Genomic DNA, 24,546 nt, shown 5'->3' with positions numbered 1-24,546 from the left:
GCATGGCAGGGCCGTGCGTGTTGCACGCGTGGTGACGGGGACACGCGCGCAGCACACTTGGCAGGCGGCCGGCGTCACGTCGGTCGTCGCGATCACATGGATAACCAGGCTCGCTGGCCTGCTGACGGTCGTGTCCACGGTCGTGCCGGTGGGCCGCGACGTGCGCGGGCACGTGGCCAAATGGCTGGAGCTGCCGAGCGAAGCGACCACTGCCGCGGCCGCTGTGGCGCTGGTCACCGGTGTGTTGCTGATCATGCTCGCCGCCGGGCTCCGCCGCCGCAAACGCCGCGCCTGGCAACTGGCGGTCGGCTTCGCGGCGCTGTTGGCGTTGTCACACCTCGGACTTCGGCATGTGTTCGGCGCCGGCGTGGTGTCCATGGTGCTGCTCGCCGGACTTCTCGGCACACGGCGGTACTTCATCGCCCGGCCGGACCCGACCGTCGGCCGCTGGCGCGCTTTGCGGGTGCTCCTGCAACTGGTGCTGGCCGGTTTCGTGCTCAACTTCGCGCTGCTGTCGGTCGCGCCCGCCCGGATGCTCGATCCGTTGAGCTTCGCCGACCGGCTGTCCCAGTCCGCGCTCGCGCTCACCGGCGTCAGCGGGCCCGCGGTGTTCCACGAGATGTGGTTCGAGGATCTGTCCGCGTCGATCGGGCTGGTCTTCAGCATCACCGGCGTGCTGGTGTCGGCGTACTTCCTGCTGCGCTCGGCCGAACCCGCGCCGGAACTGTCCGACGACGAACTGGCGCGGCTGCACGAGTTGCTGAAGCAGCACGGGGAACGGGACTCGCTGGGCTACTTCGCGCTGCGCCGCGACAAGTTCGCGGTCTTCTCCAAGACCGGCAAGGCGGCCGTCACGTTCCGCGTGATCGCCGGGGTCGCGCTGACGTCCGCCGACCCGCTCGGCGACCACGAGGCCTGGCCCGGCGCGATCGAGGAGTACCTGGACATCTGCCAGCGCAACGCCTGGGTGCCCGCCGCGATGGGCGCGTCCGAGCTGGGCGCGACGGTGTGGGCCCGGTTTGGCCTGGAGGTACTGGAAATCGGCGACGAGGCCGTCGTCGACACGAAGACGTTCACGCTCGAAGGCCGCGTGATGCGCGGCGTGCGACAGGCCGCGTCGCGGACGAAGCGGGCTGGTTACAAGGTCTTGGTGCGCCGGGCGGAGGACTTGCGCCCCGGCGAGCTGTCCGAGCTGGTGCACCTGGCCGCGACCTGGCGCGGCACCGAGACCGAACGCGGATTCTCGATGGCGCTGGGCCGCATGGGCGACCCCGGTTCGGTGATCGTCACCGCGGAACAGGGCGGCCGCGTGCGAGGCGTGCTGCAGTTCGTGCCGTGGGGCGAGCGGGGCTTGTCTCTGGACGTGATGCGCCGGGACCGCACCGTCGACAACGGCGTGAACGAGCTGATGATCTCGGAGCTGCTGCTGTACTCCCGCGAGCACGGCATTGACCAGGTGTCACTGAACTTCGCCGCCTTCCGAGCTCTGATGGAACAGGGCCAGCGCATCGGCGCGGGCCCGGTCGCGCGCCTCTCGGCGAAGGTCCTGCACTTCTTCTCGCGCTGGATCCAGATCGAGAGCCTCTACCGGTTCAACGCCAAGTTCCAGCCCCGGTGGGTCCCGCGCTACCTTGTGTACCCGGGCGTCGGGTCCCTGCCGCGCGTCGGCATCGCGACCTTCGAGGCCGAGGGCCTCGGCGGCCGTTCGCCCTGGTTACGGAGGGTGCTGCACCGTTGAGGGGGGTGCCTTCCGGAGGAGGCGGAGGGGTGTGTAACCTATCTGAGCAGTGGTCGTTGGGACCCAGGAGGCTTCGCCTAGTCTGGTCTATGGCGCCGCACTGCTAATGCGGTTGGGGGTAACCCCCCCTCCCGGGTTCAAATCCCGGAGCCTCCGCTGGTGCCTGTTTCGGCAGGTGCTAGGTTAACAACTGAACACGCGCCCGTAGCTCAGCTGGATAGAGCATCTGACTACGGATCAGAAGGTCAGGGGTTCGAATCCCTTCGGGCGCACTGTCTGGTCGAGACAGTAAAGCAAGAAACCCCCTGGTGACAGGGGGTTTCTTGCTGTCCGGGGGTTGCCCCGAATCTTCGGTGTGGTCAGCCGTTTGCCGCTTTATTGCCAGTTTCGCCGAGAGGCAGCGAGCCGAGCGCATTCGCGCCGGCGCACGATTTCTGCCCCCTGCCCATGTAGGCGTCCTGCGTCATCGACGGGTGCGCGTGTCCGAGGATGTCGGCGATCTGGCGAGCGGTGAGACCTGCTTCGTCGAGCAGCGTGGCGACGGTCTTGCGGAGCGTCTTGAACGTGACCCACTCGTACCCGGCGCGCCGGTGGAACGGCAGCCAGTGCCGGTTGGTCAAGTTCTGGAAATTCAGGTACCCGCCGCGGCTGTTGCAGTGGATCGGCCCGGTCGGGTTGACCACCCCGAGACGGGCTTTCCGATCGACCAGCATCGCGACGTACCAGTCGGCGAGCGGGATGCCGCGTTCGGCGTTGTCGGTCTTCCCGTCGTTCTTGATCGTGCCCTTGGATGAGGCCGCCACTGACCTGAAGCTCCTTCGCTTCCTCGTCGAAGTCCGGCCAGTCGGCCCAGCAGTTCGTCCCGCCGTTGGCCGGCGGCAATGAAACCGCGGACAAGGTCGGGTAGATTCGCCGCGACCGCCTCTTCGTCGGCGTCCAGTTTGGACAGGAAGTCGAACAGTTCCGCGGCAGTCAGCGCCCGCGGCCCCTCCGGGGCCGCGGGGCACGGTGCTCGATCCGCGGGCAAGATCGACGGGGTGTGCGGGCTGGTGCCCGGTCCCCGCCTATCGCCCGCGGAAAAACCAGCCCAGCGACCACCCGCCGGAGGGGTCGCGAGAGCCGCGCTGAAAAGAGATGTCCTCGCCGGACGGGCAGGTCTCTGAGATGGTCGATGAGGCGTGAATGTTGCGTCCGTGAGTGACCTGCCGCCATCTCGTCGACCTCCCAGGGGCTATCACGCCATGTCAAGGGGGCAGTACCAGCCTCCGCCCAGCTGATCTTCGAGATGCCCCCTTGACATGGCGTGATCGGGCGACGTCAGGTCGACGAGATGGCGGAGAGGCCACCCACTTGTAGGTAGAAGCGTGATGTTCAGAACTTGACTCGACACGCCGACCCGTTGCTTGCTTCAGGGTGATTCCTGCGAGAAGTTGGTAACGTTACGGCGTGTCAAGTCCAGCAGGACCCGTTCAGCGGCTACCATCCGTCTCCGACTTGTACGGATTTAACGTGACGGATGGTAGCCGCTGAACGGGTCCTGCCCGGCATTTTAGGGTTGTTTCCGCAGGTCAGGGCTATCTTGGTTAAAGATTCCCCTCATTTTGCCTCGGTTGGTTGAGATGTGATCTACGCCATCTGGATGAGTTGCATCTCTGCGTGCTTGAAAGTGATGCACTTAGTGATGCATAGTTGTGTGCATGACGACAACGCGACGGGTGTCCGTGACACTTGACCTGCCTGATCAGCAGGCAGTTGACCTGTTCGCCGATCCGGCACGACCCGAACACGCCACGCTTGAGGCATGGGCAGAAGCTCGTGGCCTTGTGATGCGCGACGACTCAGACTCGGCAGTCGTTCGTACCCTGCTGCGCGCCGGCGCTGAGGCTCTCCGCGAGAAGGCCCTTGAAGAGGGTTACGAGCGATTGGCCGCGTCCAGGGAAGACACCGCCAAAGAGCGGCGGGGGCGCCGTGACCGCGTGCTTGCGAGGAAAGGCGAGTGACCACTCTGCCTGTGCGTGGGCAGATTTACCGAGTCGATATCGGCGAGCATGGTCCTAAGCCCTATGTGGTCGTGAGCAACAATCAGAGGAACAGAAGGCTTGACACTGTGCTGGCAGTGCGAGTGACCACGACAGACAAGTCGAAAATTCCAACCGCCGTTCCTCTCTCGGGGCTGGACCCGCTTGTAGGCTATGCGCTCGCCGACGACATCACCGAGATTTGGAAGGATGAGCTTGAGCAGGGCACGTACCTAGGTGCCCTGTCTCCCAAGACGGTTCTCAAGCTCAATGACGCACTGGCTCAAGCCCTAGGGATCCCGTGATCACGTGCCAGTTAATTGCCAGTAATCAACGACTGTTGAGGCTTAACGATGGCCGCTGAAGGCGCACGAGATGCTGAATTCCGCGCAGGGTACGGCCACTTTTAGCTATCGACCGCAGGCAACGCCAACGATCGACACCAGACCAGAAGGTCAGGGGTTCGAATCCCTTCGGGCGCACTGTCTGGTCGAGACAGTAAACAACGGTCCGGGAGCTTTTGGCTCCCGGACCGTTGTGCATTTACGCCTTCTTCAGCCGATCCAGCACCGCGCGGGTCTGGGATTGCGCGATCGACGACAGATCATCCATCTTCAGCGGGGCCTCGCCGGGGGCGCGGTGGACGGCAACCTGGACCTCCACCGAGACATTGCTGTCCTGCACCCCGACGACGTAACTCGCACCCGGCCCCGGCTCCGTGACCGCACCGGCGCGCCAGTAATTGCGCGTGCCGAGCCCGGCGGTCGTGCCGGCGGTCCAGCCCTTCGACGGGCCGGTGTTCCACTTGTCGTAGGCCGGGGGCTCGCCCGCCGACGTGAACTCGACCTGGACGCCGATTCCGGCCTCGTTGGTGGCGACGCCGTCGGTCGCGGAGGTGCTGGTGTAGCGGAGACTGCACGTCAGGCCGCCGCCGTAGCCGCCGCTTGGCTGGTTTTCCCGGTGGGTCGGCGGGATCGGGGTCGAGGACCATTTCGCCAGCGGTTTCGGGTCCAGGAGGTCGCAGGCGTTGGAGATCGCGCTCATCGAGTACTTGCCCGGCGGCGCGGTGGGCGACGGCGTGGCGGACGGGGCCGGGGTCACCGGGGCCGGTTGGGCTTTAACAGGGGAGGAGCTGCTGCTGAGGGAGAGGCCGATCGCGATTCCGACGCCGAGTATCACGACCAGTCCGATCGCACCGGCTACGATCAATCCCGTTTTGGGGCCGGGTTTCGGCGGCTGCGGGTAGCCGTATCCGGGTTGCTGCATGGAGAACCTAGTTCCCTTTCAGTCCGCTCAACGCCTTGCGGGCCTGTGCTTCGGCGATCGGCTGGACTTCGGTGCGGTGCACCTGGGCGACGTCGCGGCTGCGGCTGAAGTTGAGCCGGACGCGGACCGAGACGTTGCCGTCCAGTACACAAAGGACGTAGCGCGTGTTCGCGACCAGATCGCCGTAGACCTCGGAGTGCCAGAAGCCCTGGCTCCCGATTCCGGTGATCGGGCCGGATGCCTTTCCCTCGCCGGTCTTGGCGGCGTTGCCGCGTTTCCAGTTGTCATAGAAGGACGGCGCGGTTCCGTTGGTGAAGTTGACGTCGAGGATGACCTCGGCGGTGTCCAAGGAGTTGCCGCTGGAGTAGCGCAGCTGGCAGCTCAGACTGCCTGCGTCGAGCTTGCTCGGGCGGAGTTCCTTGTGCTCTGGCGGGCCTGTCGGGGTGGGCGACCACTTCCGCAGCGGAGCGGGATCGACGAGATCGCAGGCATTGCCGACGTGGTCCATCGAGTAACCGGGTGCGGCGGCCGGTTCCGGCGGACGCTCCGAGGACTGTCCGGCGACCACGCCGACGGCGATCCCGATTCCCAGCACGACCACCAGCGCGGCGACCCCGCCGACGATCCAGCCGGTTCGCCGGGGTTTTGCAGGCGGAATTGCAGGGAAGGGATTCGTCGGCGGCTCAGCGCGCCCGTTGTCGGTCATCCCCCACAGCCCTCCGCCCGGCGAGCCGGACGCCCCGATCCTGGCTCCGCCCGACTATATCTTTCCGCTCCCGCCGAGGCGAGACGCTGATCACGCTGGTCCCGGGCCTGATGCAACGATGCTGCGGCGAGCGGGGACATGGGGTTGTGACGACAGTTGCGGAGCAGAGCTGGGGGTGGCGGATGCCGGCCGAGAGACCGGATTCCCTCGGCGGCGACCAGGAGTTGTGGGCGCTCGCCGCGGGCGGGGACGTCGCGGCGTTCGGAGAGTTGTTCGACCGGCACGTCGCCGGGGTGTGGAACTACGCCTACCGGCTGACCGGTTCCTGGGCCACCGCCGAGGACCTGGCCTCGCTGACCTTTCTCACCGCGTGGCGACGCGTCGGCGAGGTGACGCTGGTGAACGACAGTGCTCGGCCGTGGCTGTACACCGTGACCGCGAATCTGGCCCGCCGGGAACAGCGTCGGCTTGGGCGATTCGCGGCTGTGCTGACGCGGCTGCCGCGCAATCCGGTGGTCCGCGACCACGCCGAGGACGTGGCTGGGCAGGTCGACGCGGACCGGCGGTTGAAGGCGGTGCTGGACGCGGTCGCGAAACTGCCGAGAGCGGAACGGCGGGCGGTGGAGCTGTGTCTGCTGGGCGGTTTGTCGAACGGAGAGGCGGCCGCGGTGCTCGGGATCGCCGAACCGAGTGTGCGCGCGCGGATTTCACGGGCGCGCACCCGGTTGCGGGAGCTGCTGAGGGACACCGGCGTACTGGCTGGAGGGGACTTCTGATGGCCGACGAGCTCAACCTGCCGCCCGACCGGCCGATGCCCGATCTCCTGAAGGACGCCATGTGGAACCGGCTCGCTCCGGGGCTGCGTGCCCGGCGGCGCCGGAGGCTGGGGCTGCCGCTGGCGGTCGCCTCGGGCGTCGGCGCGCTGGCCTTGGGCGCGACGCTGGTGTTCTCGCCGGTGTACGACGCCAGTCCGGAATCGACACGGGTTCCGGCTGGTGCCAAGCCGGATGCCGGGGATGCGCAACTGTTCAGGGCCTGCCTCGACAGTGCTCCCTCTTTCGGCGTCGAGTTGCCTGATCGGGGCAGTTGGCGCTCGACGCTGAACGTCGATCAGGACGCGCAGCGGGGTTACCTCGTCATCCGCAACGCCTCGCTCGCGGCGGTCTGCGTTTTCCATCGCAGCCAGGGCCCCGGCCTTGCCGACCGGATCTCAGGCCTGATGATCACCGACGACAGGGACTGGACACACGGACGGGAGGGCTACGCCTACCTCAACGCCACTCGGCCGATCTGCGGTTTCACCAGCGTGACCAACCCCTACCAGCCGAGTGTCGTGTTCGGGGTCGCCACCCCCGACGTGGCCAAGGTGGAGTTGTACGGGCCGGACGACGCGATGACCCCCGCGGTGGTGAAAGACGGCACTTTCGTCGTGAAATTCGTCGAGGGCGGTTCTCCGCGTGACGATTACAGCCGGAAATTCCGAGTGACCATGCGCGACGGAAGCGTCCACGACTTTCCGGGGAGATAGCACCGGACCGATTGTCGCGCGAAGACCGCTACTGGGGGAAACGTAGTAATGGCACTGGGTTTGACGACGCCTCAAACAGGGCGGCAACGGCTGATTCCGGCCGGGAGACGGGTGGATTGGCTGCTGCTCGGAGTGGCGGCCGCGTCAGCGTTGTTCTTTCTTTTGGTGCACAGCCATCTCATCGACGACACCTATATCACCTTGAGCTATGCGCGCAATCTCGCGTTCCACGGGAATTGGGGATTGCTGGCCGACAGCACCTCGAATACGGCGACCTCGCCGTTGAACGTGCTTTCCCTGGCGACGTTGACGTTCGTGCTGCGGGACGCGGTTCTAGCCGCGGGCGTGTTGTACGTGGCCGGTCAGGTGCTGCTGGTGCAGGCGCTGCGGAGGGTGGGCGCGGTCGCCGGATTGCCTCGCTGGTTCCCGGGTCTCGCGATCGTCGCGTTGACGGTGAATCCGCTGCTGGTGTCGTCGATCGGCATGGAGGTCGAACTCGGTGCGGCCGGGCTTTGCTGGCTGCTGGTCTTTTCGGTCGAGCGGCGGCCGTTCGCGTTCGGGTTGGTGGCAGGCGCGCTGACCCTGGTCCGGGTCGATCTGGTGGTCTTCGCGGGGGTGATTTTCCTGATCCGGCGGCGGTTCTGGGTCGACGGCCTGCGCAGTGCGCGAGGCGCGGCGCTGGTCGCGGTGCCCTGGTTCGTGTTCAGCTGGGTCGTACTGGGCGCGGCCGTTCCGGACACTCTCGTCATCAAGACCCTGCAGGGCGCGCGACAGGCCTGGGGGAAGTGGGAATTCGGCAACGGCGTCGGACTGTACTGGCAATACCTGCCAGGGCAGACGGTGCTCGCGTTCTTGTGCGTGGGTTTGGCGGCGTTGGCCGGGTTGCGCTGGCTGGTACTTGCGTTGCGCGGCAACGCGGCCAGTCGCGGGCTGCTCCCGTTCGCGGCGCTCGCGGTGGCCGGAGCGGGGCACAGCCTGGCGTACGTTCAGCTGAAAGTGCCGCCGTACCACTGGTATTACGGCCCCGGCATTGTCGCGGCGACGTTGTTCGTCTGTGCGGTCGTGGCCGGTTCCGCCCACCGGGTCGAGCGGGTGGCGGGGGTGGCCGTCGTCGTGGCGTTGGTCGGTGCCAGTGTGGTCGGCTATGCCGGGGACGGGCTGCCGCGCGACTTCGCCCCGTTCACCTCGAACTACACGACGAGCGCGCAGTACGCCGAGATCGGCCGGGAGGTGGGCAGGCTGGCTGCCGGGAGAACGGTCGCCAGCGCCGACGAGATCGGAGTGCTGGCCTACGCCTGCGACTGCGCGATCATCGACGTCTTCTCCGACCGCGGCCGCATGCCCGAGGCGATCGACGACCTGGAGGCACGGGCCGGACGTCTGTCGCGCGGACTGCTGCGGGTGAACTTCGCGTTCTTCGACTACACCGTGCGGCCGCGCAAACTTGACCTCGCGTTGCGGCGGGTTTGGGGGCCGCCGCCGTCGGATTACCTTGCCCACTGGACGATTTCCGCGCCGCTCTACGGGCGTGCTGAGCTTTACCTGGTCAATGCGCAGTAAGCTCTGGCCATGGCTCCCTTGCGTGGCGAACGGCTCGACGGGGCCGCGGTGGAAGCCGCCGCGGTGCGAGGCGAGGTTTTCGACATCGACTGGCCGGAACCGCACCGGAAATGGATCGCGTCGGTCGAGGACACTTCGGCGGGCGGGGTTTATTGGCTGGGGCACCGGACGGACGCGGGCGACCGGGGAGTGCTCGTCGGGAAGCCGCCGGGCGCTCTCGACGGTCCGTTAGGACAGTTGATGAACATGGTCGAGCCGGTAGGCACGATGCCGGACCGCGGTCGCGTCGGCGCGGCGGTGCGGCAGTACCTCAGCGAGCAAGCCAATCGGACAGCGGACTGGCCGCGAGTGCGGTGGACTGTGCGGGACACCGCGGTTGACGCGGCGGTCCTGCACTTCGCCGGGGCGTGGCTCGCCATGAGCGATCAAGCGCGGATCGTCGCGATCGGGACCGGGTTTTCCCCAGCGGGGCTGCGGTTCAACGGAATCAGCGGCGAAGAGTACGGAGTGGACTTCGCCAAGCCGCTGACGGTCGAGCAGTTGCATCGGTTACCGGCCTGGCAGCTGCCGCAGCCCGAGACCGCGCACGAGGACCTGCGGAAGTTCCTGGGCTAACGCTCAGCTTCGAGGGCTGAGAACGGTAGCAGAGAGTCCGACGCTGTTCGTTTTCCACGAAACAGGCCAGCCGAGGGTTTCGCGCATTAAGATGCCGAGTCGTGAACGAACCGAGCGCGTCCTTTCGCGAGGCGGAGTACGACCGTCTGCTCAACCGCTTGCGAGAGCGCTTGGCGGAGTTGGTTCAGGAGGCGTTGGCCGGAGAGTTCTCGGCGAAACAATTCGCCGAAACCGCCGAGAGCGATCTCGAACGGATCAGCGGCGAAGTCGAACACCGGATGGCCGGGAACGCGGACGAGGCGCTAGGGGCGACCAACCCGCAGATCGAAGAGCTGTGGGCGGCCGAGAAAACCCTTGCCGCGCACGATAATCCGGCGAGCAGGCCGGCTGGAGCGCGCACGGCGCACGCGATGTTCGGTCTGGGGTTGTGGTTCGGCATCGGCTACCCGTTGCTCTGGTGGCAGCTCCAGCAGGCTTTCAGCGGTCTGGCGTGGTTCTTCACAGTGGTGGTCTTGCTGGTCGCCGGGCCGTTCGCGGTGTGGGGGGCGCAACGGCTGACCGAGCGAAGCGGGAAGAAGCTCATCGGCCGGGCTGTCGTCAACGCGGAGATCTGGCCGTTCGTGTCGTTCTTCCCGACCGTCTATCTGTTGTTGCTGTGGCGCTTGCTGTCCTCAAGCCGGGAGGCGATGGGCGGTTTCTGGTCGGGTGCGCTGTGGATCGCCGCGGGGGTGGTCGCCGTGGGTGCGTTCTTGGTGGCACTCTCGGTGGCGACCGTGGTGCTGGAGACGGAGGAGCCGGGGCAACGGTTGCCGTCGACAGTGGTCGTTCGCGGACTGATGGCGGTTGTCCTCGCTCTCGCCGCGGCCTACTTCGTGCTTGTGGCAGCGACGGGCTGGCCGCCTTTCGCTAAGTACGTCGTGGCCGACGCGGTCACCTTGCTGGTCATGATCGGCTTCGCACCGTTGACGCGCAGCTCCTGGCTGATCCCGCCATGGCTGTCTCGTGACGAGAGGCGCAAAAACAGCCCCAGCTGGAAACAGGCGAAGGCGAAGTTGCGGAACGAGGTCACCGTCGCGGAAGAACGCTGGGGAGACGCGGCGCGCACAGAGGTGGAGCAGCGCGTCAAAACGCACCTCACCAACGTCCTCAACCCGGATTTCACCACCACCCTTCCCGCCTACGACCGGCACGCGCTGGGGCAGATGCGCGCGGGCGATCGGGTCAGGACCTCGGTGGCGGCCGCGGACCGGCTGCGCGAGCTGCTGGCCGGGATCGAAGGCGGCGTGATCGGAATGGCCGGGTCGCGCGGGGCGGGCAAGTCGACGCTCCTCGAGGCTTACCGCGCGGGCAAATTCCTGGAGGGCGGCTATCGGCACATCGCGGTGATGGAGAGCGTGCCCGTCCGGTACGAGGCGCGGGAGTTCATGCTGCACCTGTACAGCCAGACGTGCGCCGAGGTGATCAAGTTCTGCCGGCAGCGCGGGCCGGACGAGGACGCCGCGAGCCCTCGCCGCCGGGGGTGGGACCGGCGAAGCTGGCCGGTGCTCGCGGCGGTGCTGGCCTGGCTGCTGGTGGGTGCGGTGGGGACGATCGTCTCGGCGGCGTTCCAGGCTGATCTGCGTGCTCAGCCGACCACCCTGTGGTGGCCGCTGGCCTGCCTGTTCGGCGCGGCCGCCACGCTCAGCCTCGCGGCGAGGAGACGTCCGGCGGCCCGGTTGCGGGAATCATCGCCGCCGCCGGTCGCGAAGGGAGACCTGCGCGCGCTCCGGAAGCGGGCCGAATGGGCTCGCGACGGGATCAGGTTCCAGCAGAAGCACACCTCGGGCTGGTCGGGCAAGACCGGCGTGCCGATGGCCGAGGCGGGGATTTCCGGGTCCCGGGAGGCGACCCGGAATCCGTTGACCTATCCCGAGGTGGTGCACGAGTTCCTGCGGTTCGTCGAGGCGACTATCGAGTGCCTCAGCGCGCTCCCGAAGATCGCGCCGGCACCGGTGGTGATCATCATCGACGAACTGGACAAGATCGCCGATCCGGACCTGGCCCACGAGTTCATCAACGAGATGAAAGCCTTGACGGCTGTGGACGTGTCCGGGCTGTTGTGCCTGATCTCAGTGTCGGAGGACGCACTGGCCGCGTTCGAACTCCGCGGCCTGTCGGTCCGCGACGCCTTCGACAGCGCCTTCGACACCATTGTCCGGTTGGAGTACCTCGCTCTCACGGACGCGCGGGAGGTGCTGTCCAGCCGGGTGGTCGGCCTGCCTGATCCGTTCATCAGCCTGTGCCACTGCCTGGCCGGAGGACTTCCCCGCGAACTGATCCGCGTCGCCCGGCGCATGTTCGCCGGCGGCGCCGAACTCGCGGCCATCGCGCGGCGGCTGGTCGCCGAGGACTTGGCCGCCAAACGTTTCGCGCTGCTGACCGTCGTCGGCAAGGCGGAGTACGACGAAGTCCTGGCCAGCGCCCTCGTCCGGCACCTCGACGCGCAGACGGCGGCTGAGCCCGGCGCACTGATCGCCGCGGTCGCCGCGCCGCCGATCTCGGCGGGAGTTGACGTGGCGCCGGCCTTGCTGCGGCTGCAGACCGAAAGCCTGGGATACCTGTATTACCTCGGGACAGTGCTCGAGGTTTTCGGCCCGGCATTCGCGCCCGGCGATCTGGAACGCGGTCGCGCGGTCGGCGACGGGTCGTTCGACACGCTGGCCTCGGCGCGGCAGCTCTTCCCGGTCAACGCCCGGCTGGCCTGGCTGACGATCAGCGCGTTCCGGCGGAAGTGGGCGCTGCGCGTTGTGGAGCCGCCCAGCGCGTGAACCGTGCCGCGGAATTCCTGGCCGGAGCCGGGACACCTCCCGTTCACCTGCCCTGCTTAAGGTCGGCCCCATGTTGCGGGACGTGCGGGAGTACATCGATCGGCTCGAGATCGACGGGCATTCGGTCGGCGAGGATCACGATGACGATCCCGTGTTGATCGACGCGTTCGGCAAGGCGGTCGACACCTGGCGGGAGAACTATCCGTACGCCGAGCGCATGCCGCGCGAGGAGTACGACGAGACGAAATACCTGCTGCAGGTCGAACTGCTCAAGCTGCAGAACTCGATCAGCGAGACCGGCAGCCGCCACGTCATTCTCTTCGAGGGGCGCGACGCCGCGGGCAAGGGCGGCACCATCAAGCGGTTCATGGAGCACCTCAATCCGCGGCACGCCCGGACGGTCGCGCTCGCCAAGCCCAGCGACCGGGAAGCGCATCAGTGGTATTTCCAGCGCTACGTCCAGCATTTGCCGACCGCGGGCGAGATGGTGTTGTTCGACCGGTCCTGGTACAACCGGGCCGGGGTCGAGCAGGTGATGGAGTTTTGCTCGCCGGATCAGTACGAGCAGTTCATGCATCAGGTGCCGCTGTTCGAGGAAATGCTGGTGGAGAGCGGGATCACGGTCACGAAGTTCTGGTTTTCCGTGACGCAGGCCGAACAGCGCACGCGGTTCATCATCCGGCAGGTCGATCCGGTGCGGCAGTGGAAGCTCTCCCCGATGGACCTGCAGTCGCTCGACAAGTGGGACGACTACACCGCGGCCAAGGAAGCGATGTTCGTCCGCACGGACAACGATCTCGCGCCGTGGATCACGATCAAGAGCAACGACAAGAAACGCGCGCGGATCAACGCGATGCGCTATTTCCTGTCGCGCTTCGAGTATGAGGGCAAGGACGCGAAGGTAGTCGGGGAACCGGATCCGCTGATCGTGAAGCGCGGGCGGGACGCGGTCGGCGACTGAACCCGGTCAGTCCAGCACGTCCGGTTCCTGTTCGACGATCAGGTCCTCCAGCAAGCGGAAGTTGTTGCGCGCCATGTTCGCGCTGCCGAACTGGCGGGCGGCGAGGCTGGCTTCCTCGGCGGTCATGACGCGAGGCGTACCCGCGGCTTCGGCGAGAAGTTGCATCTGGCAGGCGCGTTCCATCGTGATGAACCACCACGCCGCCTCGCCGACGCTGCGTCCGACGGTCAGCAATCCGTGGTGGCGAAGGATCGCGGCGCGTTTCGACCCGAGCCGCGCGGCGATGCGCACGCCTTCGTCGCGCTCCAGGACCAGACCTTTGTACTCGTCGAAAAGCACGTGGTTTTCGTAGAAGGCACAGGATTCCTGGACAATCGGGTCCAGCAAACGATTCAACGCCGACCAGGCGCGGCCGTGAATCGTGTGTGCGTGCGCGACGGCGACGACGTCCTCGCGTGCCTCGTGGATGGTCGAGTGGATCGCGAACGCGGCCTTGTTCGTGCGCCGCGTTCCTTCGACCACTTTTCCGTTCTCGTCAAGGAGAAGCAGGTCGCTGACTTTGATCCGGGAGAAGTGCACCGCGTACGGGTTGACCCAAAACCGGTTCGGGAACTCGGGGTCGCGCGCGGTGAGGTGCCCGGCGATGCCCTCGTCGAACCTGTACCGGGCGAACAGACGGAAGGCGACGGCGAGCTGGCGTTTGCGCTGCGCTCGTTCGGCGGCGACGGAATCCAGCTGCTCGGGCAGGGTGTCGAGGTCGAGTTCGGCTACCGGGGCGTCGGTCATCAGCATCTCCCACTGTTGCCTGTCTGGCAATCAGGGTGCCTCTGAGACACAATGAGTGTCAAGCGATGACGACGAGCACTTCCGCGTCGGGCGCGCCGCGCAGGGTGTGTTCGGTGGTGCCGGGGAACTGGGCCGAGTCACCAGCCGTGAGCAGGTGGGTTTCGCCGGAGAGGGTCAGTTCGAGCTGGCCGCTGACCACATGCAGCCACTCTTCGCCGCGGTGCTGAGTGGGGCGCGGCGGGACGGATTTGTCGCGCAGGGTCACCAGTGTCGCCTCAACGCCAGACGACGGCGGGGACAGGTGGGTCATGGAGGCGCCGCTGGTGCCGTACGTGATGGCGTCCGCGCGCCGGACGATCGGCGACCGGCGTTCCTCGGAAGCAGCGAGATCGGCGACGCTGACGTCCAGCACCCGCGCGAGCACCACGAGCGTGCCGAGGCTGGGCACGCGCTGCCCGCTCTCGACACGCGACAGGTAGCCAGGGGTGATGTCCGCGGCGGCGGCGACCTTCTCCAGCGTGAGCCCGCGTTCCAGGCGAAGCTCACGCAAACGTCGCGTGATCCGCTGCTCGGCTTCTTCCGCCTCCTGGCCCATCCCCACACTGTAGGCGGCTCAGCCGGCGAGGAACTCCAGCCGGTTGCCGACCGGGTCGAAGGTGTGGAACCGTCGCCTGCCGGGGATTTCCGCCGGATCGGCCCAGGTCACGGACCGTCCGGAGGCTTCGATCGCGGCGGAGACGGTGTCCACGTCGACGACGAAAGCCGGGTGCGCCTTGAGCGCCGGACGAAAATCCGCCTCGACACCGACGTGCAGTTCGCCGTCCGGGCCGCCGACGCCCGGAACCCGGAACCAGCAACCGCCCCGTGCGGCCAGCAGCGGCGGTTTCGGCAGTTCCGGCCAGCCGAGCACACCGGTGTAGAACGCGCGCTCGTCGTCCTCCGCGCCCGCTGGGCAGGCGACCTGCACGTGATGGATCATGCCTCGAAACTACGCCAGCTCAGCGGGTTTCGGTTCCGGGAAAGCGTAGAACCGCACGGCCAGGTCACGCGCTTCGTCGGTCGGGCCGGGCTTGCGGGCGGCGTAGCGGTGCACCAGTTCCAGGTACTCCGCCTCGAACTCCTTCAAGTCCTTGTAGCTCAGGCGCATCCCGGCGCGGCTTCCGGCGGTCCAGTCGTCGAAGGTGTCGCGGTGCTCGACCGCCCAGGCCATCAAGCGCACTTCGTGGTCGTACTTCGCGTCCAGGTAGGCGGCCAGCCTCGGCCGGTCCTCCTCGGGGTAGTCCTCCAGCTTCGCCTCGTTCGTGCTTTGCGGCACGGGGTGCCAGCGGCCGTCGCGGGTGCGCCGCGTGTACCCGGCGTGGGTCAGGGTGAGCAGCGCGGCCGGGACGTCGATCGAGGGGAGTTGCGCGCGCAGTTCGGCCGAAGTGGCGGGCAGGAGCCGAAGCACCCGCTGGTAGTTCGGGTTCGTGCGCACCGTGATGTCGTTCATGGTCAGCGGCCGCGGTCTCGCGTTGCCGGCGAGCAGAGCACGCGCACGCAGCATCAGGAACACCGCGATCGGCACTTCCGCGAGCAGCGCGGTGCCGAGGCTGGCCCACTGGTCGGAGCCGCCCCAGTCGAGGACGACGTCGAACCAGGCGTCGCAGCACAGCAGCGCGGCGGTCGCGGCCAGCATCGGCACGGCGGCGCGGCTTCGGCGCATCCCGAGCAGCACGGACGCGGCGAAACACAGCAGCAGGACGATGTCGAAGCCGACCCAGGCGACTCGCCACTGACTCGTGTCGAAGTGCTCGGGCAGGGTCAGTCCGAGGTAGACGGTCCACGGCACCAGGAACACCGCTATACCGGCGAGGATGGCGAGAAGCACGCGTCTGAACACCCGATCGACGCTAGCCGCGCACGTGCTGGGGGACATCCGGGAAGATCCCGGAGATCGACCCCGGGAAAACTGTGTCTACTGTGGACGGTCGGCGGCGAGCGCCTGCCAGTGGTCGGCCTCGGCGGTCGCGCCGCGGGCGCGCAGCATCCGGGTGAGGCTCAGCATTCCCTGCACGTCGCCGGTCTCCGCGGCGACCCGGAAGCAGCGTTCGGCCTGTGCCAGGTCGCTGCGGGATTCGGCGAGATGTCCCAGGTTGGTGAGCGCGGGGATACTGCCGTGCTCGGCGGCCTTGCGGTACCAGGCCGCGGCCTCGCCGTCGTCGCGGCGGTTGCGGGCGAGGACGCCGAGGTTGGTCATCGCCGCCGCGTCGCCCGCCTCGGCGGCTTCGAGGTACCAGTCCTCTGCCTCTTCGAGGTCGCCCCGGCGATGCAGCAGCAGCCCCAGCCGCACCTTCGCCTCGATGTGGCCGCCTTTCGCACCGCGACGGAACCACCGTTCGGCGTCGCCTTCCCGGTTGGCCCGTTCCGCTTCCCGGCCCAGCAGGCAGGTCGCGGAGAGTTCGCCCGCGTCCGCCGCGGCCCGCCACCAGCGCGCCATCTCGTCGGGCGCGCCGAGTTCTCGCAGGACCAAGCCGAGGTCCAGCATCGCCGTCGAGTCGCCGTCTTCCGCGGCGTTGCGGCACCAGCCCTCGGCATCGGAGTACCGGCCGTCTTCGACGAGCAGATGGCCGAGCAGCCCGGCCGCTTCCGTCGCACCGGCTTGGAAGGCGGCGGCATACCAGTGCTCGGCGTCGTTGAGGTGACCTTGGTTTTCGCAGGTCCGCGCGCAGCCGAGCATCCCGTGCGGCTCACCGGCCTGGGCGGCTTCGTGGTACCAGCGGGCGGCCTCGTCCTCGGCGCCGCGTTCGGCCAGCAGATGCGCCAGCGCGGTCATGGCGATGCGGTCGCCGCCCGCGGCGGCTCGGCGGTACCACTCCTCAGCCTCCGCTGAATCGCCGCGTTCGCGCAGGTCAGCGGCCACGCGCGTCATCGCGACGACGTTGCCGCCCTCCGCCGCCTTCCGGCGCAGGTAGTCATCGACGCGTGTGTTCCACTTCCGCAGCCGCCCGGGCATCTCGGACCCGCTCCTTTCCGGCCCCCTGCCAAGACAGTCGTTTCGCCCGTCGCGGACGTGACACCTTCGGGAGCGTTATCCACCCCCGCTGATCAGGTCTTTTTCGTTGGCGGCCAACAACTGGTCCGACGTGGTCCTTGCCACGCCTCGGGCACTGCCGAGAGTGTCTGCGCGATTACCGGCCCGGCGACAGGCATACTCCGGCTCCCCGAACTCCCCGCCCGAGAGGACCCCGCGCACCATGGCCCGGCCGTTCCCCACCAAGCGCACCGTGCTGCTCGCGGTCGTGCTGCTCATCGCTGTCGTCGGGTTTTGGTACGGCCAGCGCGAAGTCGGCGACACCAAGTCCGAGGCCGCACCGGCGTCCGCGGCGGACGCGACGAAGCAGCTGTCCGAGCTGAAAATCGGCGCCCGCGGCAATATGACCGGCTATTCGCGGGACAAGTTCAAGCACTGGGACAGCCAGGGCGACAGCTGCGACACGCGCGAGGTCGTCCTCAAGCGCGCGGGCAAGGACGTCAAGGCGGGCAGCGACTGCAAGCCGACGGCGGGCACCTGGGTCAGCGTGTACGACGGCCAGACCTGGACCAAGGCGACTCAGCTCGACATCGACCACATGGTCCCGCTCGGCCAGGCCTGGGTGAGCGGTGCGCGCGACTGGACGCAGGAGAAGCGCGAGCAGTTCGCGAACGACCTCACGCGGCCGCAGCTGTTCGCGGTGACGGCGAGCGTGAACCGGCAGAAGAGCGACAAGGCTCCGGACGAGTGGAAGCCGCCGCTGGTGTCGTTCTGGTGCACCTACGCGACCGACTGGGTCACCGTGAAGCACTTCTACGGGCTGACGATCACGGACATGGAGAAGAACGCGCTGCAGGACATGCTCAAGCGCTGCCCTGCGTGACAAGCTGGGCGACATGGCGACTTTCGCACTGATCCACGGGGGCGGCGGCAGCGGCTGGGACTGGCACCTGGTCGCCGAGCGGCTCAAGGCGTCCGGGCACGAAGTCGTGGCCCCGGATCTGCCGATCGAGAACCCGCAGGCCACGCTCACCGACTTCGCCGACACCGTGGTGGCGGCGATCGGCGATGCGCGGGACGTCGTCGTGGTCGGTCATTCCTATGGCGGGTTCACCGCGCCGCTCGTGGCGGAACGGGTCGGCGCGCGGCTTCTCGTGTTCGTCGCCGGGATGGTGCCCGCGCCGGGCGAGGCTCCCGGCGAGTGGTGGGGAAACGTCGGCTTCGAGTCGGCCGAGGGGCTGAGCGTCACGGAGCAGTTCATGGCGGACCTCCCGGCCGACCTGGCGGCGGAGAACGAGCGCCGCGGCCGGGATCAGAACAGCGCCGAGTACAGCGCGGCGTGGCCGGGCGAGCGCTTGCCGGACGTGCCGACAAAAGTGCTGCTCTTCCGTGACGACCGGTTCTTCTCCGCCGACCTGCTGCGCCGCGTCGCGCGCGAGCGGCTGGGGATCGACGCGGACGAGATGGCCGGTTCGCATCTCGCGCTGCTGAGCCGTCCGGACGAACTGGCTGACCGCCTAATGGCCTATTACGCGACAGTGGCTGGCTAACCAGGCGTTGTCCCAGTTGCGACATGTCACAACCGCGACACCGAGAGGTAGTGACGTGAACCCCGGCTCGCCCCGAATCTTGTGCGATGACGTGGAGATCACGAGCCATCACTCTCGGCTGCACGGGCGCACTGGTCGCGACACTCGGCCAGGCAGTGCCCGCGGCGGCCGAGCCTGCGAGCGGTTCACCGGCATCCGGTCCCGGTGAGCGGCACACGGTCACCTTGCTCACCGGTGACGTCGTGCAAGTCGAAAGCGTCCAAGGCGGACGGCAGATCGCGACCGTCCGGCCGGGCAAGGGGCGGGAGAACATCCGCTTCACGCAGTCCGAAGTGGACGGCAAACTGCAGGTCATCCCGGCCGACGCGGTGTCGCTCGTGGCGGACAAACGCCTCGACAAAGCGCTGTTCAACGTCACCGACCTGATCGCGCAGGGCTACGCCGACGAGTCGAGCCCGACAGTGCCGATGATCGCGCACTACGCCAAGGGCGTCTCGATCGCGGCCGCGCCGGCGTTCGCCGCCACCGCGCAGGGCGCCGAACTGCCCAGTGTGAACGGCCGCGCGCTGCGGGAAGACAAGAAGCGCGCCGGCGAGTTCTGGCAGTCCTTCACCGGTCCGCGCGCGGCTTCCGGTGCGGTGGAACGGATTACCCTGGATCGCAAGGTGCACGCGTCGCTCGACCGCAGTGTCCCGCAGATCGGGGCGCCGGAGGCGTGGGCGGCCGGGTTCGACGGATCCGGCGTCGCGGTGGCCGTGCTCGACACCGGCTACGACCCCAATCACCCGGACCTCGCGGGCAAGGTCGCGAAGTCGGAAAACTTCTCGACCAGCCCGGACGTCATCGACCGGTTCGGCCACGGCACGCACGTCGCGGCGACCATCGCGGGCAGCGGCGCGGCCGCGGGCGGCACGCGCAAGGGCGCGGCTCCGGGCGCGAAGCTGTACGTCGGCAAGGTGCTCGGCGACGACGGCACGGCCTCGTCTTCCGAAGTCCTGCAAGGGATGGAGTGGGCCGCGAACTCCGGCGCCAAGGTGATCAACATGAGCCTCGGCGGCGACGCGACCGACGGCACGGACGATCTCAGCGTCGGCCTCAACGAACTTACTGCTCGCACCGGTGCGCTGTTCGTGGTCGCCGCGGGCAACGACGGCCAGAACGGCGCGTCGACCATCGGCGCGCCGGGCACCGCGGATTCCGCGCTGACCGTCGGTGCGGTGGACCGCAAGGACGAACTGGCCCCGTTCTCCAGCATGGGACCGCGGCAGGGCGACCAGGCCGTGAAGCCGGACATCACTGCGCCCGGCGTGGGAATCGTCGCGGCGCGCGCGGCTGGCACCTCGCTCGGTGAAGTGGTGGACCAGTACTACACCGCGGCGTCCGGCACGTCGATGGCGACGCCGCATGTTGCCGGTGCGGCGGCGATTCTGGCGCAGCGGTATCCACAATGGACCGCGCAGCAGCTCAAGGATGGTTTGGCCAGTACGTCGAAACCGTCTGCGGGGCTTAACGCCTTCCAGCAGGGTGGCGGCCGAGTGGACGTCGCTGCCGCGGCCGTGCGTCCCGGCGTCTTCGCGACCGGCACGCTGAACCTCGGCCCGGTCACCAGCGGCAGTGGTCCGGTGCGCAAGGAAATCACTTACACCAACACGACTTCCGCTCCGGTCACCATCACCCCGAAGCTCGACCTGCGCCGTGGCGACGGTGCCACGCCGGGTGCCGCGGTGAAGCTCGAAAAGTCCACTGTGGACGTACCGGGCAACGGGACCGCGACGGTCGCGATCACCGTCGACTCGGCCGCGCTGGTGCCGGGCAACTACACCGGCAGCGTTCTCGTCGGCGCGGTGCACACGACGGTCGGCCTGGTGAAGGAACCGCCGAAGCACAAGGTGAGCGTCACCGGCATCGGCCGCGACGGCAAGGCGTATCCGATGGATCTCCAGATCTTCGGCGACGACATGCGCTACGACATCGTGCGGGACGTCGTCAGCGATCACCCGTTCGTCACCGAACTGCCGGAGGGCACCTACTACGCCCGCGCGATGTTCCACACCGGACGGGCTCCGGACGAGGAACTCGCGATCGTGCTCAAACCCGAGTTCTCCCTGACCGGGGACCTGAACCTGGTGATGGACGCGCGGAGCGCGGTCCCGGTGGAGATCAAGACGCCGCGGCCGTCGACGCTGGAAAACATCATCAGCAGCTACGCGCACCGCGAATTCGGCTCGCGCAAGATCTCGAACTACGTCATGGAATTCCCCGGCGTCCGGCACATCTACGTGACGCCGACGGACAAGGTGAAGAACGGGACGTTCGAATTCGGCACCCGGTGGCAGCTCACCGCGCCGATGCTGACCGCGACCACGTTGCCGTGGCTGGGAATCAAGACCGAACTGTTCTACTACGCGTCGTCCCCGGCGATTTCCGGGTTCAAGTGGCTGGGCGTCGTCCCGGTCGCTGCCGACAAACCGGAACAATACGCCAAGGCGCGCGGGAAAATCGCGTTGGTGACCCCCGCGAAGGACGGCACCAACCCGGATACCGCCGCAAAACAGGCCGCTGCCGCTGGCGCCGCGATGGTGATGGTCGTCAGCCTGCCCGACGAGCACACGTACGGGCATTGGCAGCCGCGCGGCAATCGCCTGCCGATTCCCGCCGTGCTGATCACGAACGACCAAGGCATGAAGCTGGCTGACCACGCCCAATACGGTTTCACCAGCATGTTCCTGCAGGGCACGCCGGTGAGCCCGTACCTGTACGACATCATGCAGGTGACGCACGACCAGATTCCGCGGAAGATCGTCTATCAGGTCAGCGACCGCAACAGCGCGACGGTCACCGCGAATTACCGGGCGACCGGCAAGGACGAGTGGCTTTCCGAACAGCGTTTCGGTTGGCGGCCTTGGGAAAAGACCGCGATCAACCAGTACCAGCGGTACGCGCACACCGGAACGGCCCGCGAGGAAATCGTTTCGACCGACGAGACGATCTGGCAGCACCGGGTGAACAACAAGCTCAGCTGGGACACTTTCCAGCCGCTCGCGGTCGGCATGCTCGAACAGCCGCACACGTTCAAGGCCGGGCAGCGGGCGACGGAAAACTGGTACGCGCCAGTGGTCCGCCCGGCGATCCCGCGCGGCGCGGGACTGGAAACGTCGCGCACCGGCGACACGTTCGCCTTCCGCATCCCGGAGTTCGCCGACCCGGAAACGTCGCATTACGCGTTTTCCGAATCGGGTATCGGCGATGACGAACCGGACCAGGTGAGCGCGAAGCTTTACCAGGACGGAAATCTCGTCAAGGAAGGCCCGGCGGCGTGGGGCAAGTTCCCGGCCTCGGCGGACCCGGCGAAGTACCGGCTCGACCTGTCGCTGACCAAGTCCACTCCGGACTGGGCGTACGGCACGCACACCGAAACGTCGTGGACCTTCGGGTCGAAGCGGCCCGCCGAAGGCAAAACGGACCTGCTTCCGTTGCTGCAGGTGGATTACGGCGTGCAGACCGACCTGACGCAGAAGGCGCGCGCCGGACGTTCGCTTCCGGTCGAGTTCACCGTCCGCAACCAGGACGGCATGGCAGCGCCGAAGAATCCGGGGCTGACCGTCGAAGTGTCCTATGACGACGGTCGCACGTGGACGAACGTCAAGCGGGTGGACGGCATCGGCGACGGCCGTTTCCGCGCCGTGGTCGACCATCCGCGGCTGGACCGGACCAACGGCTTCGTCTCCCTGCGCGTGCACGGGTCCGACGCCGACGGGAACGCGGTGCAGCAGACAGTGATCCGGGCTTACGGGCTCTCCTGAGAAAGAGGCAGCCGGATAACCCTCGCGGTTATCCGGCTGCCGCAGGCTCGTCGAGCCAGCCCTGCCTGCTGACCTCCCACGCCAGCTGCATCCGGGTCTGCACGTTCATCCGGGTCATCAGGTCGTGGATCCGGCGCTGCACGGTCCGCTGGCTCACCGCGAGCCGGGTCGCGATCGCCTTGTCGGTGACCCCCGCGACCAGCAGCGACAACAGATGCAGCTCGTCCCGATCCGGTCCGGAGCCGCCGGGTGTTCGTTCGGCGTCCTGCGGAGTCCCGTCCGCGCGCAGCGGCCACGCGCGTTCCCAATAGCTCTCGAACAACGCGATCAGCGCGGCCAGCAGGCTGCTGTCGCGGATCAGCGCGGCGGTCGGTTCGCCGGAGCCGTCGAGGTTCTGCACCAGCGGGCACAACGCGATGGTGCCGTCGGCGATCGCCAGCCGCACCGGCACCACGGTCGACGACCGCGCCTCCTCGCCGTGCCGGATCCCGTGCGCGACGTTCTCGATCATGCCGGGCTCTTCCAGCATCGCCCGCTCGTAGACGACCCGGTACCGCACGCCGCGGGCGAGCGCGTCGTACTCGTCGGCGTTCTCGCCGGACGCCATCGCGATGTGCCCGGCCCGGCAGAACCACAGCAGTTCGTGCCGGGCGCCGACCTGGATGTTCGTCAGCTGCTGCCGGATCGCCGCGCTGCCGGTGATCACCTCGACCAGCTGCGTCGCGTCCCGCCGCCGCGCGCCCCCGCGGTACTCCTCGGCCATCCGGCTCACCGCGGTGCGCGCCCACTCCAGCGATTCCTGCCCGCGCATCAGCAACGGCCCGAAGGCGACGTCCGGCGGCGACGGCGCGTACTTCGGCTCGTCCCCGGCGACCAGGCTGACCAGTCCCTTGGCGTGCAGCGAACGCAGGATCGCCGACACCTGCGCCGGGCTGAGCCCGAGTTGCTCGGCCACCTGACGCGGTCCGGCGTCGAACATCCCGACGAGGAGCCGGTAGACCCGCTCCTCGTCCCCAGTCACCCCGATTGCGTCCAGCATCCGGCGAGCGTAAGGCACCGGCAACGGGAGCGAACGAGACAAAACCGGACAGCGCCGCCCTGCTGGCGTGCGAATGCTTGATGTTCGTGAGGGGAACCCTGAGGGAATCAGAGTCCCTCAGGGTTCCCCTCACGGACTTTCGCGGCGCGGGGCGAGCCGGGGACCAGTCCCGGCGGACCGGACTACAACCGGGCTGGCAACTCCCGATCAGGAGGCTCGACGATGACCGACGATCCCCGCCCCACGCCGTCCCCCGGCCCGGCTCACCAGGCATTCCCCGGGGAACCGCGGACGGCCCTCGCCCGGCGTCCGGCGCGGTGGATCGGACTCGCGAGCGCGGCGGCCTTCGTCGCCGGGATCGTGTTCTTCCTGCTGCCGGTGACTGCCCTTTATTACCTCGACGGCAACGGAAACCCCACCGACGTCCGGACGATCTACGGAACGCGCAGCGACCAGATGCTGGGACTGCCGGCGAATATGTTCGGCCAAGGCGATCCGCCGACCGACACCACGAGCGTCCGGATCGGCTGCGGCACGGCGCTCAGCGCTCCGGAGGGCTGGCTGATCGCCGAAGCGCACGGCGAGGACGGCTGCGCGGTGGCCGAACGGCCGCGGATGATCGCGGGCTGGCTCGGCGTCGGACTGGGCGCACTCGGCGCGGCCGGGCTCGCGGTGGGCGGGCGTCGTCAGCCGATGCCGAACGCCGCCCACACGCACTTCCCGCCTTCGGCCGGGTCGTAGCCCCAGCGCCGGGACAGCGCGCGCACCAGCTGCAGTCCCCGGCTGCGCGCCGCGGATGGGGCGGCCGGTTCTTTCAGCTGCGGAATGGCGGCGGAAGTGTCGAAGACCCGCACCATCAGTTCGCCGTGCTCGAGCCGGAGCTCCAGCCGGTCCGGCCGGTCGCCGTGCTCGAAGGCGTTGGTGACGAGCTCGGAGGTCGCCAGCAGCACGTCGTCGCACACCTGGGCGGGAACGTCGAGCTGGGCGAGCGCGGCGCGAACCTGGGCTCGCGCGATGGCGGGCGCGGTGACGTCGTCCGGGAGCTCCAGGCGCACGGTAGCGGCGGCCGCCCCGGTGCTCCTGGTGGGCATCCTCGACGTCGTCATGGCTTTCGCACCTCCCGACCGCTGTGCTCGCATGTGGTGTTTACCCAACTCGG

At 67.9% G+C, this 24,546-nt stretch carries 23 protein-coding genes and 2 tRNA genes; 15 read left to right on the top strand and 10 right to left on the bottom strand.

Features of this window, described 5'->3' with window-relative positions:
- The first annotated feature begins 28 nt into the window (after positions 1–28).
- From ABZX37_RS13120 to ABZX37_RS13110, 3 genes are all read left to right on the top strand, one after another.
- Entirely contained in the window at positions 29–1,738 is a 1,710-nt protein-coding gene (locus ABZX37_RS13120) for a phosphatidylglycerol lysyltransferase domain-containing protein (RefSeq protein ID WP_354739056.1), read from the top strand.
- A gap of 66 nt (positions 1,739–1,804) precedes the next feature.
- Positions 1,805–1,894 (top strand) — tRNA-Ser (locus ABZX37_RS13115).
- Positions 1,895–1,936: 42 nt separating this feature from the next.
- A tRNA-Arg gene (locus tag ABZX37_RS13110) sits at positions 1,937–2,010 on the top strand.
- An 87-nt stretch (positions 2,011–2,097) separates the two neighbouring features.
- On the opposite strand, the gene ABZX37_RS13105 is transcribed toward ABZX37_RS13110, so the two are convergent.
- On the bottom strand, positions 2,098–2,541 hold the full coding sequence (locus ABZX37_RS13105) for a tyrosine-type recombinase/integrase (protein WP_354739016.1): 444 nt from the start codon (positions 2,539–2,541) through the stop codon (positions 2,098–2,100).
- Between the two features lie 894 nt (positions 2,542–3,435).
- Here ABZX37_RS13105 and ABZX37_RS13100 point away from each other — a divergent pair.
- Positions 3,436–3,738: a hypothetical protein gene (locus ABZX37_RS13100; protein ID WP_354739014.1), complete on the top strand. Its 303-nt coding sequence runs from the start codon at positions 3,436–3,438 to the stop codon at positions 3,736–3,738.
- On the top strand, positions 3,735–4,061 hold the full coding sequence (locus ABZX37_RS13095; protein ID WP_354739012.1) for a type II toxin-antitoxin system PemK/MazF family toxin: 327 nt from the start codon (positions 3,735–3,737) through the stop codon (positions 4,059–4,061). The genes ABZX37_RS13100 and ABZX37_RS13095 overlap by 4 nt, the downstream gene beginning before the upstream one ends.
- A gap of 238 nt (positions 4,062–4,299) precedes the next feature.
- On the opposite strand, the gene ABZX37_RS13090 is transcribed toward ABZX37_RS13095, so the two are convergent.
- Positions 4,300–5,022, bottom strand: coding sequence for a hypothetical protein (locus ABZX37_RS13090; protein WP_354739010.1), 723 nt, complete (start codon positions 5,020–5,022; stop codon positions 4,300–4,302).
- Positions 5,023–5,029: 7 nt separating this feature from the next.
- On the bottom strand, positions 5,030–5,728 hold the full coding sequence (locus tag ABZX37_RS13085) for a hypothetical protein (RefSeq protein ID WP_354739008.1): 699 nt from the start codon (positions 5,726–5,728) through the stop codon (positions 5,030–5,032).
- Positions 5,729–5,910: 182 nt separating this feature from the next.
- On the opposite strand from ABZX37_RS13085, the gene ABZX37_RS13080 reads away from it, so the two are divergent.
- The 6 genes from ABZX37_RS13080 to ppk2 all read left to right on the top strand — a co-directional run bounded on the left by ABZX37_RS13080 (position 5,911) and on the right by ppk2 (position 13,199).
- Positions 5,911–6,504, top strand: coding sequence for an RNA polymerase sigma factor (locus ABZX37_RS13080; RefSeq protein WP_354739006.1), 594 nt, complete (start codon positions 5,911–5,913; stop codon positions 6,502–6,504).
- On the top strand, positions 6,504–7,256 hold the full coding sequence (locus ABZX37_RS13075; protein ID WP_354739004.1) for a hypothetical protein: 753 nt from the start codon (positions 6,504–6,506) through the stop codon (positions 7,254–7,256). The genes ABZX37_RS13080 and ABZX37_RS13075 overlap by 1 nt, the downstream gene beginning before the upstream one ends.
- A gap of 111 nt (positions 7,257–7,367) precedes the next feature.
- Complete coding sequence (locus ABZX37_RS13070) at positions 7,368–8,816, top strand: hypothetical protein (protein ID WP_354739002.1); 1,449 nt, start codon at positions 7,368–7,370, stop codon at positions 8,814–8,816.
- Between the two features lie 9 nt (positions 8,817–8,825).
- A complete protein-coding gene (locus tag ABZX37_RS13065) occupies positions 8,826–9,431 on the top strand; it encodes a hypothetical protein (protein ID WP_354739000.1) in 606 nt (201 codons plus the stop codon).
- A gap of 101 nt (positions 9,432–9,532) precedes the next feature.
- On the top strand, positions 9,533–12,238 hold the full coding sequence (locus ABZX37_RS13060; protein ID WP_354738998.1) for a transcriptional regulator: 2,706 nt from the start codon (positions 9,533–9,535) through the stop codon (positions 12,236–12,238).
- A gap of 70 nt (positions 12,239–12,308) precedes the next feature.
- A complete protein-coding gene (gene ppk2, locus ABZX37_RS13055) occupies positions 12,309–13,199 on the top strand; it encodes a polyphosphate kinase 2 (RefSeq protein ID WP_354738996.1) in 891 nt (296 codons plus the stop codon).
- Positions 13,200–13,205: 6 nt separating this feature from the next.
- Here the strand turns inward: ppk2 and ABZX37_RS13050 are convergent, their stop codons facing one another.
- From ABZX37_RS13050 to ABZX37_RS13030, 5 genes are all read right to left on the bottom strand, one after another.
- Positions 13,206–13,985, bottom strand: coding sequence for a class II aldolase/adducin family protein (locus ABZX37_RS13050; protein ID WP_354738994.1), 780 nt, complete (start codon positions 13,983–13,985; stop codon positions 13,206–13,208).
- Positions 13,986–14,043: 58 nt separating this feature from the next.
- Positions 14,044–14,580, bottom strand: coding sequence for an XRE family transcriptional regulator (locus ABZX37_RS13045; protein WP_354738992.1), 537 nt, complete (start codon positions 14,578–14,580; stop codon positions 14,044–14,046).
- Positions 14,581–14,598: 18 nt separating this feature from the next.
- Positions 14,599–14,964, bottom strand: a complete 366-nt coding sequence (locus tag ABZX37_RS13040) for a glyoxalase (RefSeq protein WP_354738990.1) — start codon at positions 14,962–14,964, stop codon at positions 14,599–14,601.
- A gap of 9 nt (positions 14,965–14,973) precedes the next feature.
- Positions 14,974–15,864, bottom strand: a complete 891-nt coding sequence (locus ABZX37_RS13035) for a hypothetical protein (RefSeq protein WP_354738988.1) — start codon at positions 15,862–15,864, stop codon at positions 14,974–14,976.
- 75 nt (positions 15,865–15,939) lie between these two features.
- Complete coding sequence (locus tag ABZX37_RS13030; RefSeq protein WP_354738986.1) at positions 15,940–16,977, bottom strand: tetratricopeptide repeat protein; 1,038 nt, start codon at positions 16,975–16,977, stop codon at positions 15,940–15,942.
- 241 nt (positions 16,978–17,218) lie between these two features.
- Here ABZX37_RS13030 and ABZX37_RS13025 point away from each other — a divergent pair, with 241 nt between their 5' ends.
- From ABZX37_RS13025 to ABZX37_RS13015, 3 genes are all read left to right on the top strand, one after another.
- The gene (locus ABZX37_RS13025; RefSeq protein WP_344287735.1) at positions 17,219–17,878 is read left to right on the top strand and encodes an HNH endonuclease family protein; all 660 of its coding nucleotides are present in this window, start codon (positions 17,219–17,221) and stop codon (positions 17,876–17,878) included.
- A 13-nt stretch (positions 17,879–17,891) separates the two neighbouring features.
- Positions 17,892–18,545, top strand: coding sequence for an alpha/beta hydrolase (locus tag ABZX37_RS13020; RefSeq protein ID WP_354738984.1), 654 nt, complete (start codon positions 17,892–17,894; stop codon positions 18,543–18,545).
- Positions 18,546–18,631: 86 nt separating this feature from the next.
- A complete protein-coding gene (locus tag ABZX37_RS13015) occupies positions 18,632–22,348 on the top strand; it encodes a S8 family serine peptidase (RefSeq protein ID WP_354738982.1) in 3,717 nt (1,238 codons plus the stop codon).
- Between the two features lie 28 nt (positions 22,349–22,376).
- Here ABZX37_RS13015 and ABZX37_RS13010 read toward each other — a convergent pair whose 3' ends face one another.
- Positions 22,377–23,387: a LuxR C-terminal-related transcriptional regulator gene (locus tag ABZX37_RS13010; protein WP_354738980.1), complete on the bottom strand. Its 1,011-nt coding sequence runs from the start codon at positions 23,385–23,387 to the stop codon at positions 22,377–22,379.
- A 222-nt stretch (positions 23,388–23,609) separates the two neighbouring features.
- Here ABZX37_RS13010 and ABZX37_RS13005 point away from each other — a divergent pair, with 222 nt between their 5' ends.
- Positions 23,610–24,128 carry a hypothetical protein gene (locus ABZX37_RS13005; RefSeq protein WP_354738978.1) on the top strand — a complete coding sequence of 173 codons (519 nt, stop codon included), beginning with the start codon at positions 23,610–23,612 and terminating at the stop codon, positions 24,126–24,128.
- Here ABZX37_RS13005 and ABZX37_RS13000 read toward each other — a convergent pair.
- Entirely contained in the window at positions 24,074–24,493 is a 420-nt protein-coding gene (locus tag ABZX37_RS13000) for an ATP-binding protein (protein ID WP_354738976.1), read from the bottom strand. The two genes, ABZX37_RS13005 and ABZX37_RS13000, sit on opposite strands and share 55 nt — an antisense overlap.
- Positions 24,494–24,546: the final 53 nt, after the last annotated feature.

The sequence above is a fragment of the Amycolatopsis sp. NPDC004079 genome (genome assembly GCF_040610415.1).
In the GTDB taxonomy this organism is placed as follows: Bacteria; Actinomycetota; Actinomycetes; order Mycobacteriales; family Pseudonocardiaceae; genus Amycolatopsis; species Amycolatopsis halotolerans.
This window is presented reverse-complemented; position numbering and strand designations above follow the sequence as displayed.